This window comes from Solwaraspora sp. WMMA2080, from assembly GCF_027497395.1.
Lineage (GTDB): Bacteria > Actinomycetota > Actinomycetes > Mycobacteriales > Micromonosporaceae > Micromonospora_E.
Genome location: NZ_CP114910.1, coordinates 1074719 through 1087955, shown reverse-complemented (window position 1 = coordinate 1087955; position 13237 = coordinate 1074719). Strand labels below are relative to the sequence as shown.

Below are 13237 nucleotides of genomic sequence, written 5' to 3'. Positions count from 1 at the left end.
CCTTCCGTTGCCGGTACGGGGATGTGTCGGGGGTCAGTCCTTGGTGGCGACGCCGCTGCCCTGGTCAGCGACCAGGGCCACGACGGCAGCGTCGACTGTCGCTTCACCGGTCGCGGCGGCGGCCGCCTCGTCGGTGGCGACCAGGACGGTGCTGCCGGTGCCGGCGTTCATCAGGTCGACGGCGACCCGCTGCGGCCCGTCCGGATGCTCGCGAATCAACACCAGGCGGCGACCCTGAAGGGTCGCGACGATCCGGTCGGGCCAGACCTTGCCGAGCACTTCCGCGAGGATCATCAGCTGTCACCTTGCAGCGACGCCATGACAACCCGGATCCGGGTCGACTCGCCCTCCTCCAGCAGTGCCGAGGTGGCCGGATGCGGCTTGGGGTAGATCTGCGAGCTGCGCAGGTCACCGTGTTGACGGATGGCGGCCTCGCCGGCTGACACTGCCTGCCGTACGGCCGCCAGGGTGCCCTGCACAGCAGCGGCGAGATAGCCGCTAGTGACCCGTTCGACGGCGATACACCGTACGTCCGCGGTCTTGATCATGGCTTCGATCCCTGCGGAGAGGGCGACGATGCCCCGGGTCTCCACGATTCCGATCGCCTTCTCTGAGGACATGGCACTTCTCCTTCTGGCTGTGTCGCCGGCCGGGCCGGCTCAGTTGCCGACGAGTCCGGGGTCGATGGCCAGCGCGGTGACCGCGTCGCATGGGCTGGCGAAGACGATCGACCGGACCGGGCGACCGGTCTTGGCTCGGGCAGTCTCCTCGCCGATGTCGACGGCTTCCTCCACTGTGGCGAGGTCGCCGCGGACCGCCACGGCGACGATTCCGCCGCCGAGGCGTACGACTCCGGTTACTTCGACCTCGGTCGCCTTGACCATGGCGTCCACCGCGTCGAAGATCGGAATGAATCCCTCGGCTTCGACGAAGCCCGCAGCGGCGTTACGCATCGGGTTCCTCCTGTCGTTGGTGTTTCGGGTGCCCGCTGGTCGGGCTGTCGGTCATGCGGTGCGGGCCGGCGCCGTTCACGCGGGTGCCGGCAGATTCCAGGACAGGACGGCAGCGCCGGTGCCCCACAGTGCTCCGTAGCTGTGCAGTTGCCCCGGGGTTGCGGCGACTCCGGTGCCGGCGAGGAAGGCGAAAGCCCGGAACTGGCTGTCGGCCTGGGCCTGGCGGGCGTAGTCTTCGCGGACCGCGAGGACTTGGTCGGTGTCGCCGGCGGTCAGCATCTGCAAGATTCGTTCGTTCCACCGGTCGTGTGCCGGCTCGGCGATGCGGTCCTGGTCCGGCTCGATCCACTGCTGGATGAGCCCGGAGGACAGTCCGCTGACCACCACCACCGCCGCTCGGACACCGGCGTCACGGGCCGCCTCGGCGCCGGCCCGGCCGACCTGGGCGAGGGTGTCGGCGTCGGCGTACAGGTTGCACGACACCTGCGCCCAGCGCAGGGTGCGCTGCGGGTCGAGCAGCGTGGAGGTGACGATGGTCCCGGTATCGATCGGGAAGCCCTGGTAGCGGGTGCGGCGTGCCTGCATGCCGTCGGCGTCCACCCGGGCCGCCCAGCGTTCGGTGAACTCTACGTCGAAGCGCAGGTCGTAGCTGAGGTGGCCGTAGTCGTAGGCGTACCAGTTCTCGTCGGTGTGCGCCCCACGCGGGTTCGGGTCGCACTGGAACTGGTGGCCGAGCACGGTGAACCACTGGGTGGACAGCAGCAGGACGACGTCCGGCTCGATGGCGCGCAGCCGGTCGCCGACCGTACGGGCGGAGTCGGCCAGCGCCGCCCAACTGGTGGCGGGCTTGTCGGCGAGCAGATGCGGCATGCCGGGCAGCAGTACGCCGGCCTGGATTCCACGGTCAGTCATCGACGTTCTCCGGTGTCCACTCGACCACCGCGTTGCCGGTTCCGATGATCGTGCCGTAGCCGAGCACGTCGCCGGCGATGTCCGGCCAGCCGAGCGCGGACAGCAGCCAGGTGAGGCTGCCGGCCTTCGTCTCGGAGGCGGTGGCTTCGATGTGCTCGGGGATGAGTTCGCGTAACCGGCTGGTCGGCCCCTGGCGAATCGTTTCCAGCAGCTTCATGTCCCAGCGGTACTGGTGGTTGTTGTACGGGTGCTCGCGTTCCATGTCCTCGGGCAGCTGGGGTTCCTCGTGCCAGTGCAGGTGGGACAGGGAGTTGGAGGCGAGTAGCACGGCGCGTCGGCCGGTGTTCTCGATCGCCCGGCGGGTCGCTTCGCCGAGCACCTCCATCTGGCCGAGGGACGCGTCGGAGTAGAAGTACGGGTTGTTGTTGGCCGACAGCGACACCACCGGGATGTCCCAGTCGGGGTTGACCATGTGTAGTGCGCCGATGGTGGCGTAGTCGACCCGTACCCCGGGGTCGTGCAGCTTGCTGGTGACCAGGCCGAGGTCGGCGGCTTCGTCGGCGATGGCCTCGGCGAGTGGTACGTCGGTGTGGAAGTCGTAGTGGTAGCGGAACAGATGCGGGAAGATCGGCTCTACGGAGATGCCGCGCGGGTTGGGTACACAGTTGACGTGGTGGCCGACCATGGTGATCCAGTGCGGGGCATGCACGATCAGCACGTCGGGCCGGTGCACCTCGCGAATCCGGCGGCGGAGTCGATGGTACGCCCAGCGCAGCACTTCCCAACCGCCTTGTGACCGGGGTTCGTTCTGCGGCGGGTTCTCGCCGTAGATCAGGTGCGGCGGGTGCGGGCTGAGGTAACCGGCGACGATACCGGGTCGGCGGCCTGCCGGGGCGGGGCGGGCGGCGTCAGCGGAGTCCGGTCGCCGGGTGCGGGTCGTGGTGCCCCGGGTCGGTGCGGGTAGTCGGAACACCTTGCTCATCGCGGTCCTCCTAACGGGGCCGGGGCGTCGCGCAGGACCCGCAGCAGGCAGCGGTCACCGGGCTGGGCGCCGAGGATCCGCAGCCCGTCGTCGTCGAGCGCGGCCTGGTGCCGGGCGACGCCGGGGTCGTGGCGCACCCAGGCACGCAGCGGTGCGGGGTGGGCGCCGTGCAGTTCGATCAGCGTGTCGGCGGGCAGACCGTCGGCGGGGTTGGTGTAGACGAGGCGACGGCGGCCCCGCTGCCCGGTGTAGGCCGGCCCGGTACTGGTGGTGACCTGGTACCAGTGGCGAGCGGCGCGGGCCTGGTCGCGGGCGCCGCCGGTGGCCGCTTCGTCGAGGAGACCGGTGTCGTCGCAGACCACGCCGTAGCGGTCGAGGGCCTGGTCGGTGGTGAGGTAGCCGGCTGCGACGTCGGCGGCCACCAGGTCGGGGTCGCGGGTGAGCGGGTCGCCCCAGCCGCCGCCGCCGGCTGACTCCATCACCAGGACGTCGCCTTCGCGCATCCGGTGCCCGGCGACCTTGCCGGGGGTGTCGAAGTCGATCCGCCGGCCGGTGCGGCGCAGGTAGGTGGCGGTGGGGGCGCCGGGCGCGCCGGTGGAGAGTCCGTACGGCGCGACGGTGGTGCGGTCGGTCTGTACCGAGTAGGCACCGCTGGTGGCCAGCAGCCGGGTGGCCCGTCGGGCACCGAGGCCGCCGCGGTGCCGGCCGGCGCCGCCGGAGCCGGTACGCAGCTCACACGCTTCGACGAGGATCGGGATCTCGGTTTCCAGCCGTTCGACGGACTGGATGGTGGAGATGTCGCCGAGATCGACGGGGTTCATCGCGCTCGGGCCGTCGGACCCGAGGAATCCTCCGTTACCGCCGGCCGGGTAATCGTAGTAGAGGTACGGCTGGCCGGTGCGTTCGTCGATGCCGCCGATCAGGTTCTGGAAGGTCGTACCGAACTGGTCGGCGGCGATCAGGTCCGGAGCGACCTGGCTGAGGGCGGCCATCACCGCGGAGATGACCCGTTTGCGGACCTCGCTGTGCGCGTTGGCCGGTGCCGGGTAGGTGACGTGTACGACGGTTCCCGGGTCGGTGTGCACGGTCAGTGGCCGGAAGGCGCCGTGGTTGACCAGCCCGCCAGGGTCCAACGCGGACTTGACGGCGATGAAGACCCCGGCGGTGGTCATTGCGAGCGACGAGTTGACGACGGCGGCGACCTGCGGCGACGAGCCGCGGAAGTCGGCGACGAGTTGGTCACCGGTGATGGTCAACGCGCAGCGCACCAGGGCGGCGTCGTACTCGCCGTCGGTGTAGAGATCGAGGTAGTCCTCGTAGTGGTAGGTGCCGTCCGGCAGGTCGCGGATCTGGTCGCGTAGTCGCCGCTCGGTGCGGTCCATGTTGGCCTCGACGCAGCCGAGGATCAGGTCGCGGCCGTACCGGTCGACGAGTTCGCGTAGCCGGCGCTGCGCGGTGTGGCAGGCGGCGATGCTGGACTCCAGGTCTCCCTGACGTTCGTCGGCCATCCGGACGTTGGCGAAGAGGATCCGCGTCGCGGCGATGTTGGGCTGGCCCGCGTCGACCAGTCGGATCGGTGGAACCCGCAGCCCTTCCTGCAGGATCTCGGTGGCCTTCCCGGAGACGCTGCCGGGTGTCATGCCGCCGATGTCGGCCCAGTGCATGCGTACGCAGGGGAACAGGAACAGCTCTCCGTCGACGAACACCGGGCTGATCAGCGTGACGTCGTTGAGGTGGCTGCCGCCGCGGTACGGGTCGTTGACCAGGTAGATGTCACCGGGCCGGAACTCGTCACGGTAGTCGGCGAAGATCTCCTTCACCGATGCCGGCATCGCGATGACGTGGCCGGGCATGTCGCGGCCCTGGGCGACCATCTCGCCGTCCGCGTTGAACAACGCGCACGAGAAGTCCTGCGCGTCGGCGATCACCGGGGAGTGCGCCGTGCGGAAGATCGTCTGGCGCATCTCCCGCACGATCGAGATCAGCCCTTCGGTGACGATCTCGAGATCGATCGGGTTCAGGGGCATGCGGGCCTCGCAATGCTGACAGGGACGGGCACCTACCGGACGGACCACAACCGGATGGACCACCACCGATTGGACCATGATGTGAGCCTTGTGTTATATTATGAACCTACCAACTTCAGGGATGGGAAGGCAAGATGTCGTCTGTCACCGACCCCGGTCGCGAGTCCGGCACCCAGGCACTCGATCGCGCGCTGGCCGTGCTGCTCGCGTTCCGGCGCGACACCCCCGAACGCAAGGTCAGTGACGTCAGCCGGGAGCTCGGGCTGCACAAGTCGACCGCCAGCCGGTTGTTCCGGGCGCTCGCCGACGCCGGCTTCCTGCAGCGCAACGAGGAGACCGGCGCGTACCGGCTGGGGGTCACCGTGTTCGACCTCGGCGCCCGCTTCCTGGCCGGGCTCGACATGCACGCCATCGCCCGACCGCTGCTGCACCAGCTGGCCGAGGAGCAGGGCGAGTCGGTCAACCTCGCCATCCGCGACGGCCTGGACGCGATCTCGATCGACCTGGTGACCGGGTCGCACAGCCTGCAGCTGGTCTCCCGGCTGGGCCGGCGCATCCCGTTGTGGTGCAGCGCGGCCGGCAAGACGCTGTTGATCGACATGGACGACGACCAGGTCCGCGAGCTGCTCGCCGATGCGGCCTGGACCCGGCTGACCCGACGCACGATCACCGACATCGACGTCTTCCTGGCCGATCTCGCCGGGGTGCGGGAACGCGGCTGGGCGCTCAACGATGAGGAGAGTGAGGACGGCCTGCGGGTCGTCGGCGCACCGGTGCGGGACCGGCTCGGCGCGGTGACCGCGTCGATCAGCGTCTCCGGCCCGATCTTCCGGCTGGACAGCCCGCAACAGGTCGCCACGCTCGCCACCGCCGCGGTCCGCACCGCCGACGAGCTGTCCCGCCAGCTGGGCCACGGCGTCGGACAGATCTGGGGCAGCTGACCGGCGACCGGCTCAGAAGTGCTGCTGCACGACATCCGGATCTACCTTCACGTGCAGCAGCACCGGCCCGGTCAGCGGCAGCAGCGCGTCGAACGCCGCCGAAACGGAGGCCTCGTCATGCGCCCGGTACGCGGTGACACCGAGCGCGCCGGCCACCGCGGCCAGGTCCCGGTACGGGAAGCGGGCGATGCCCGGGTCAGCACCGGCCGGTCGCAGCTTGCGCACCTCCGCCCCGTACGCGCCGTCGTCCAGCACGATCACCAGCACCGGAGCGCCGACCCGGGCCAGGGTGTCCAGCTCACCCAACGCGGTCAGCAGACTGCCGTCGCCCTCGAACGCCACCACCGGGCGGTCCGGGCGGCCGAGCGCGGCACCGATCGCGTACGCCACACCGACGCCGATACTGCCGAACTCCCACGGCGCGACCAGCGAGCGGTCCACGGCCGGCGAGTCCAGGTAGAGGTTGGGCCAGCCGCCGAAGTGGCCGACGCCGACTACCGTCGTGCGGGGCAGCGGCAACCGACGGGCGCAGATCGCCATCAGCCGGCGGGGGTCGATGTGCCGGGCACCGGTGGGCTCCGGGCCGAGTCCGGCGAACGGGTCGGCGTCGCGGATCGCCCGGGCCAGCTGCGGCGTACGCCAGCCGTCCGGCTCCGACCCGGGCCGCGCCGACTCCAGTGCCCCGGTCAACGCCCGGGCGGCCAGCGCCGCGTCGCCGACCAGCCCACCGTGCACCGGCCAGCGGGCACCGATCGCCGCCGGATCCCGGTCGACGCTGTACACCTGCGCGGCGCCGAACAGCTGTCCGTGATCGGCCGTCCACCGGTTAAGGCAGGCACCGAACGTCACGACGAGATCCGCCTCGCGCAGCACGTCCCGGGTCAGCGGGCGTGCCAGCCCACCGGCAACGCCGAGGGCGTAAGGATGGCCCGCGAACAGGCCGGCGGCCATCAGGCTGGTGACCAGCACGGCTCCGGCGCGGTCGGCCAACGCGGTCAGCTCAGGTCCGGCGTGCACCGCGCCTCGGCCGGCGAGGATCACCGGGTGCCGGGCCCGACGCAGTCGGTCCGCCAACCCGGCGACCGCCATCGGGTCGGGTGCCAGCGGTAGTGGTCCGGCCGGCGCGACAGCGGCCCCGAGCGGTACGGCCGGCCGGTCCCCGGCCGGTTCATCCTGCAGGTCCAACCCAATGTCGAGCACCACCGGCCCCGGTCGCCCGACGGCCTCGCGGACCCCGGCTGCGACGTCGCGCGACACCGTCGACACGCCGGTCATCGGCACGAAGGCACCGGCGGTGGCCAGGGCGAAGGGCTGCTGAGGAAAGTTCTGCACGTGCAGCGGGTCACTCGCCGGGGTGTCCCCGGCGAGCAGCAGCAGCGGTGTGCCCGCCTGCCGGGCGATGGTCAACGCCGGGCCGGCAGCGGCCAGACCCGGACCCTGGGTGACCGTGGCCACCGCGCACCGGCCGGTGACCCGCGCCCACCCGTCGGCCATCATCACCGCAGCGTTCTCGTTGCGGGCCGCCACGAACCGGACCCCGTGCCGGGCGACCAGATCGGCCACCAGGAACATGTTCGCATCGCCGAGCAGGCCGAACACGGTGTCCACCCGGTGATCGACCAACGCGTCCGCGATCGCCTGGTAGACCTTCACCGGTCCACCGCCGGATGCCGGTCCGCCGCTGGGCGGCGGTACGGGCCGGCAGGCCGCAGCGCGACGCTCAGCGCACCCAGATAGGAGTCGGTGGCCACCGCGTCGAAGCGCGGGCCGGCCAGCCGGGCGGTCCGCTTGGTCATCGACCGGCCCAGCGCCGGCACCGCCAGCAGCCGGTGGGCCAGTTCGGTGCCGGCATCGGCCACCCGGTCGGGCGGCACCAACTCGGTCACCAGTTCCAGCTGGTGCAGCCGGGCCGCGTCGATCCGCTCGCCGAGCAGCAGCCAGCGTTTGGCCCGGTCGGCACCGACCAGGTCGGCGAGGATCGCCATGCCGCCCCAGGTCAAGGGGATGCCGAAGCCCACCTCGGGGAACGTGAAGAAGCAGGTGTCGGCGGCGAGGCGCAGGTCGCTGGCCAGCCCGAGGATCGCACCGGAGCCGATCGCCGGACCGTTGAACGCGGTCACGGTGGTCTGCTCCAGGCGGTACCAGCGCTCGACCAGCTCGGCGGTGCGCCGCTGCACGCCCATGGTGGTGGCGGCGTCAAGAGTCGCCAGTTCGGTCAGGTCGGTGCCGGCGCAGAACGCGGTGCCGGCACCGGTCAGCAGCACTACCTCGACAGTGTCGTCGCGGCCGAGCTCGTGCAGCACCTGCTCGAACTGCCCGAGCATGGCCAGGTCGAAGCTGTTGCGCCGACCGGTACGGTCCAGTGTCACCACCGCAAGCCGCTCCGCACGGTGCAGGTGTACCGACGTCACGTCGCCTCCGATTGCAGTAGGGCGCGGTCGACCAGGGCCGCCGCGTGTCCGACGTAGCTGAGTGGATCGAGCAGCCGGGTCAGCTCCGCGTCCAACAGGGCCGCCCTGACCTGCGGGTCGGCGCGCAGCAGCTCGGCGAACGGCCGACCGTGGTCGAGGCTGTCCCGCACGATTCGCATCACCAGGTGGTGCGCCTGTTCCCGGCCCAGCGGACCGGCCAGGCGCAGCATCAGCGCCTCCGACAGCACCAGGCCGCCGGTGGCGGACAGGTTGACGCGCATCCGGGCGGCGTCGACCCGGAGCCCAGCGAAGACCTCGTTGAGGCGCTGCAGCGCACCGCCGACGAGGATGAAACACTCCGGCACCAGCTTCCACAGCGCCATCCCGACGCCCATGTCCCGGTCGTCCTGGGACACCATCGTCTGCATCGCCAGCGGCACCTGTGCACGGACCGTGCCGGCCGCGGCGATGACCGCTTCGCAGCGGATCGGGTTGCGCTTGTGCGGCATCGTGCTGCTGCCGACCTGGGTATCGCGCTGCGGCTCGTGTGCCTCGCCGATCTCGGTACGGCCGAGGAAGTACACCTCGCGGGCCAGCTTCTCGGCCGTGGAGGCGATCAGCCCGAGCAGGGTGAGGCACTCCACCACCCGGTCCGGGGTGGCGTGCCAGGGGGTCGGGGCAACGCCCAGCCCAAGCCGGTCGGCGACGGCGCGTTCGATGTCGAAGGCCCGTGGCCCGTAGCCGGCCATGGTGCCGGCTGCCCCGCCCATGCTGACCACCAGCAGTCGGGGCCGGAGCTGGGCCAGCCGCTCCCGGTGGCGCTGCAGTTCGCTCTGCCAGACCGCGCAGCGCAATCCGAACGTGGTCGGCAGGGCCTGCTGCCCGTGGGTGCGGGCGGCCATCGCCGTGTCCCGGTGCCGCAGGGCGAGCCGGCGCAGTACGCGGACCAGTTCGTCGATCTGCCGGCTGACGATGTCCAGTCCGGCTCGGGCGCGCAGCACGAACCCGGTGTCCATGACGTCCTGGGTGGTGGCGCCGAGATGGACGTAGCGGCCGCCGTCGCCGGCCGCCCTGGTCAGGGCCCGTACCAGTGGCACCAGCGGATGCACGGTGTCGGCGGCGTCGGCGGCCACCGCGGCCAGGTCCAGCGACTCGACCCGGGCGGCGGCGGCGATCTGCGCCGCCGCACCGGCCGGGATGACGCCCGTGTCGGCCTGGGCGCCAGCGAGTGCCGCTTCCACGTCGAGCCACGCCTGCATCAGCTGCCGGTCGTTGAACACCCCACGCATCTCGGCGTTGCCGAAGAAGCTGGTCACCGTCAACGAGTCGAGGAAGCAGGAACTGATTGGATTCACCGTGCCGCTCCGTCGATCATCGCGGTGACCGCCCGCCGGTCCACCTTGCCCGACGGCAGCAGCGGCAGTTCGGTCACGAGGTGCCAGTCGGTCGGCACCTTGTGCCGGGACAGGCTGCCGGCGGCAGCCGCGGCGAGTTCGGCGCGGCGCGGGGTCGCCCCGGGGGCGGCGACCACCACCGCGACCACCTCCTCGCCCCAGCGTGGGGACGCGACCCCGACGACGCACGCCTGCGCGACGCCCTCGCAGGTCAGCAGGACCGCCTCGACCTCGGCCGGGCTGACGTTCTCCCCGCCCCGGATGATCAGGTCCTTCACCCGGCCGGTCAGGGTCAGGGTGCCGTCGGCGGCGAGCCGGGCCAGGTCGCCGGTGCGCAGCCAGCCCTGCGGGTCGTACGCCGTCCGGTTCGCCGCCGGATCGTCGAGATAGCCGGGGCTCACCGACTCGCCACGGACCTGCAGTTCACCCTCTGCTCCGGCGGGCAGCGGCCGGGGCGACCCGTCGGCGTCCACCGCGACGATCCGGGCCTGCAACCCGGGGAGTACCCGTCCGACGGTGGAGCCGTCCGGCGGGCAACTGCCGTCGTCGGGGTCGACGCTGATGGTCGGACCGGCCTCGGTCTGCCCGTAGACGACCGCCAACCGCCGCAGCCGCAGCGTGTCGCGTACCCGCGTGCGCAGGGCCGGTGGGCAGTTGGCACCGCCGAGGAAGCCCAGGCGCAGCGCGGCCAGGTCCCACCGCCCCGGCTGTTCGTCGAGTCGTTCGGCGAGCATGGTCGCCATCGTCGGCACCAGTTGCACGACCGTGCACCGGTGCCGGTGCACGACGTCGAGCACGTCGTCGGGACGAAACCGCGGCACCGGGAACAGCTGCGCCCCGGTGACCGCCGCCAGCACCACGCCGCTGCTGAGGCCGGCCGCGTGGGCGAACGGTAGCGGACAGCAGATCCGATCGGCGGAGCCGATCCCGGCGGCCTGGGCCGTCCAGGTCGCGTTGCGGACCAGATTCCGCCCGGTCAGGACGACCATCTTCGGGGTGCCTGTCGATCCCGAGGTGAACTGGACGTTCAGCGGGGAGTCGGGGTCGCTGACCGGATCCGGCGGGGGTCCGGCCCAACCGGGCAGGCCGGCGAGGGCGTCGCCGGCCTGGTCCGCCGGCAGAAAGGTGACCGGCCCGGTCGCTGCGCGCCGGGCGCACGACGTCACGTCGCGGTCCCGGATTTCTCGCGCGGCGAACAGCCGGACCGGCCGGGTCCGACGCAATGCGGCGGCTAGCTCCGATTCCGTCGCGGCGGGGTGCAGGGTGACCAGGGCCGCTCCGCGCCACGCCGCGGCGGCGAGCAGCACCAGCCAGGCGATGCTGTTCTCGGCCCAGACGGCGATCCGGTCGCCGCGGCCGACACCGGCTGCGGCGAGCACGCCGGCGGTCCGGCCGGCGAGCGCCGCGTACTCGCCGGCGGTGACGACGGGCCGGCCGGCGACGGCGAACAGCGGCCGGTCCGGCTGGTGCCGGGCCTGACGCAGCAGTACGGCGTCGTACGCCGGCGGATCGACGAGGGCCATCAGGCGCGCTCCAGCAGCAGGTTCCCGTGCGGATCCACCCGCCCCCACCAGCCGGCGCCGACCACTGTGGTACTTCCGCTTTCCCGGACGACCGCCGGCCCGCTGATCCGTACGCCGGCGGTCAGCTCGCCCCGCTGCCAGACGGCGGCGTCGGTCCAGCCGTCCGGCCCCCACACTGGCACGGTGGTGGGCTCGGGTGCCGGGCCGTCAGGTGGGGCGGCGAAGGTGACGGCGGGCTGTGGCCCGAACGCGGTGAGCCGGCAGTTCACGATCTCGGCCGGGTGCTCCGAACGAAGGTAGGCGTACCGCTCCTGGTAGGCGGCGTGGAAGGCGCGGATCAGATCGGCGGGTTCGTCGGGCAGCTCGTCCATCGGCACGGCCAGGTCGAAGCTCTGGCCACGGAAACGCATCCCCAGCGACAGCCGGAAGGTGACCTGGTCGGCCTCCACCGCGTCCTCGGCCTTGAGCTGGTCGCGGGCGGCCGCCTTCAGCTCATCGACCAGCGCGCGGGCACTCGCCAGGCCGGCGGAGTCGGCGGGGACCAGCGCGGTACGGACGTAGTCGTGACGGGCCCGGGCGGCGACGAAGCCGAGCGCCGAGAAGTTCCCCGGTACCGGTGGGACCAGTACCCGCGGGATACCCAGCTCGTCGGCGAGTGCGGTGGCGTGCATCGGTCCGGCGCCGCCGAACGGCATCAGCACGAACTCCCGCGGGTCGTGGCCGCGGGCCACCGAGATCTCCTTGATCGCGCTGGTCATCTTGACCGTGGCCAGGCGAAGGATGCCGTACGCGAGTTCGGTCTCGGTCAGGCCGTCGCCGAGTTCGGCGGCCAGCCGCCCGAGTGCGGCACGAGCCTCGTCGAGCCGCGGGGTGACCTCGCCGCCCAGCCGCCCGTGCGGGTCGAGATGGCCGACCACCAGGTGGGCGTCGGTGGTCGTCGGTTCCGCGCCGCCCCGGCCGTAGCAGGCCGGACCGGGATCGGAGCCGGCGCTGCGCGGGCCGACGCGCAGCTCGCCACCCCGGTCACGCCAGGCGATCGAGCCACCACCGGCACCGATCGTGTTGATCTCGATCTGGAAGGTCCGGTTCGGGTGCCCGGCGATGGTGCCGTGGTTGGTCATCAGCGGCACGCCGCCCTTGATCAGGCAGACGTCCGTACTCGTACCGCCGATGTCGCAGGTGATGACGTTGTCGAAGCCGGCCAGCCCGGCGACGTACGCGCTGGCCGCCACGCCGCCGGCCGGACCGGACAGCGCGAGGTTGATCGGCAGCCGGCCGGCCTGGTCGGTGGAGACCACGCCGCCGCTGCTGGTCATGATCGCCAACGGGTGGCGGTAGCCGCTGCCCGCGAGGGTCGAGCCGAGGCCCGACAGGTACTCGCTGACCGGGCCTCGGACGCTGGCGTTGAGCACAGTGGTGGCGAACCGCTCGTACTCGCCGTGTTCCGGGACCACCTCGGCGGAGATGCTGCACGACAGGTGCGGGTGCCGACGGCTGATCCGGTCGGCGGCGGCCCGCTCGTGCCCCGGGTTGCGGTACGAGTGCAGGAAGCAGATCGCCACCGCGGTGGCCCCACCGGCGGCCAGCCGGTCGGTCACCTCGTCGAGTCCGGCCAGGTCCAGCGGGACGGCGACGTCGCCGGCGGCGGTCACCCGTTCCCGGACGGTGTGCCGCATCCGACGTGGGGTGAGCGCCGGGCGGGCGGTCTCCTTGACGCTGTACAGGCGGGGACGGTGGCCCAAACCCATTTCCAGTACGTCCCGGAAGCCTTCGGTGGTGAGTACCGCGACCGGTTCGCCGTCACCTTCCAGCAGGGCGTTGGTGACCCTGGTGGTGCCGTGTACGAACCGCTCGACGTCCGACAGTCGGACGTCGAGCTTGGTCAGGCCGTCGAGGATCGCCGCCGCCGGGTCCGCCGGGGTGGACAGTGTCTTGGCCTCGGCGAGCCGGCCGGTGGCCGGTTCGTACACGATGACATCGGTGAACGTTCCGCCGATGTCGACGCCGATGCACAGCATGAGGGAACCTTTCGGTCAGATGGGGTCACGTCACCGGTACGGGGTGCTGATTGCGTCGACCAGTGCCGGGAGCCCG

At 71.8% G+C, this 13237-nt stretch carries 12 protein-coding genes; 1 reads left to right on the top strand and 11 read right to left on the bottom strand.

Annotated features, from left to right (window positions below):
- Positions 1-33: 33 nt before the first annotated feature.
- The 6 genes from O7543_RS04700 to O7543_RS04675 form a co-directional block, all read right to left on the bottom strand.
- Positions 34-294: a EutN/CcmL family microcompartment protein gene (locus tag O7543_RS04700; RefSeq protein WP_281554990.1), complete on the bottom strand. Its 261-nt coding sequence runs from the start codon at positions 292-294 to the stop codon at positions 34-36.
- Positions 294-620, bottom strand: coding sequence for a BMC domain-containing protein (locus O7543_RS04695; RefSeq protein WP_281554991.1), 327 nt, complete (start codon positions 618-620; stop codon positions 294-296). Before O7543_RS04695 ends, O7543_RS04700 begins: the two co-directional genes overlap by 1 nt.
- A gap of 39 nt (positions 621-659) precedes the next feature.
- Positions 660-953, bottom strand: coding sequence for a BMC domain-containing protein (locus tag O7543_RS04690; RefSeq protein WP_278169253.1), 294 nt, complete (start codon positions 951-953; stop codon positions 660-662).
- 75 nt (positions 954-1028) lie between these two features.
- The gene (locus O7543_RS04685) at positions 1029-1865 is read right to left on the bottom strand and encodes a 2-amino-5-chlorophenol 1,6-dioxygenase subunit alpha (RefSeq protein ID WP_281554992.1); all 837 of its coding nucleotides are present in this window, start codon (positions 1863-1865) and stop codon (positions 1029-1031) included.
- Positions 1858-2847, bottom strand: a complete 990-nt coding sequence (locus O7543_RS04680; RefSeq protein WP_281554993.1) for a tRNA U-34 5-methylaminomethyl-2-thiouridine biosynthesis protein — start codon at positions 2845-2847, stop codon at positions 1858-1860. Before O7543_RS04680 ends, O7543_RS04685 begins: the two co-directional genes overlap by 8 nt.
- The gene (locus tag O7543_RS04675; RefSeq protein ID WP_281554994.1) at positions 2844-4874 is read right to left on the bottom strand and encodes a hydantoinase B/oxoprolinase family protein; all 2031 of its coding nucleotides are present in this window, start codon (positions 4872-4874) and stop codon (positions 2844-2846) included. Before O7543_RS04675 ends, O7543_RS04680 begins: the two co-directional genes overlap by 4 nt.
- 134 nt (positions 4875-5008) lie before the next feature.
- Here O7543_RS04675 and O7543_RS04670 point away from each other — a divergent pair, with 134 nt between their 5' ends.
- Positions 5009-5815, top strand: a complete 807-nt coding sequence (locus tag O7543_RS04670; RefSeq protein WP_281554995.1) for an IclR family transcriptional regulator — start codon at positions 5009-5011, stop codon at positions 5813-5815.
- Between the two features lie 12 nt (positions 5816-5827).
- Here the strand turns inward: O7543_RS04670 and O7543_RS04665 are convergent, their stop codons facing one another.
- The 5 genes from O7543_RS04665 to O7543_RS04645 are packed head-to-tail and all read right to left on the bottom strand — an operon-like array spanning position 5828 to position 13161.
- A complete protein-coding gene (locus tag O7543_RS04665; protein WP_281554996.1) occupies positions 5828-7468 on the bottom strand; it encodes a thiamine pyrophosphate-binding protein in 1641 nt (546 codons plus the stop codon).
- The gene (locus tag O7543_RS04660) at positions 7465-8226 is read right to left on the bottom strand and encodes an enoyl-CoA hydratase/isomerase family protein (protein ID WP_281554997.1); all 762 of its coding nucleotides are present in this window, start codon (positions 8224-8226) and stop codon (positions 7465-7467) included. The genes O7543_RS04665 and O7543_RS04660 overlap by 4 nt, the downstream gene beginning before the upstream one ends.
- A complete protein-coding gene (gene purB, locus O7543_RS04655) occupies positions 8223-9581 on the bottom strand; it encodes an adenylosuccinate lyase (protein WP_281554998.1) in 1359 nt (452 codons plus the stop codon). Before purB ends, O7543_RS04660 begins: the two co-directional genes overlap by 4 nt.
- The gene (locus O7543_RS04650) at positions 9578-11143 is read right to left on the bottom strand and encodes a class I adenylate-forming enzyme family protein (protein ID WP_281554999.1); all 1566 of its coding nucleotides are present in this window, start codon (positions 11141-11143) and stop codon (positions 9578-9580) included. The genes purB and O7543_RS04650 overlap by 4 nt, the downstream gene beginning before the upstream one ends.
- Entirely contained in the window at positions 11143-13161 is a 2019-nt protein-coding gene (locus O7543_RS04645; protein WP_281555000.1) for a hydantoinase/oxoprolinase family protein, read from the bottom strand. Before O7543_RS04645 ends, O7543_RS04650 begins: the two co-directional genes overlap by 1 nt.
- Between the last annotated feature and the right edge of the window lie 76 nt (positions 13162-13237).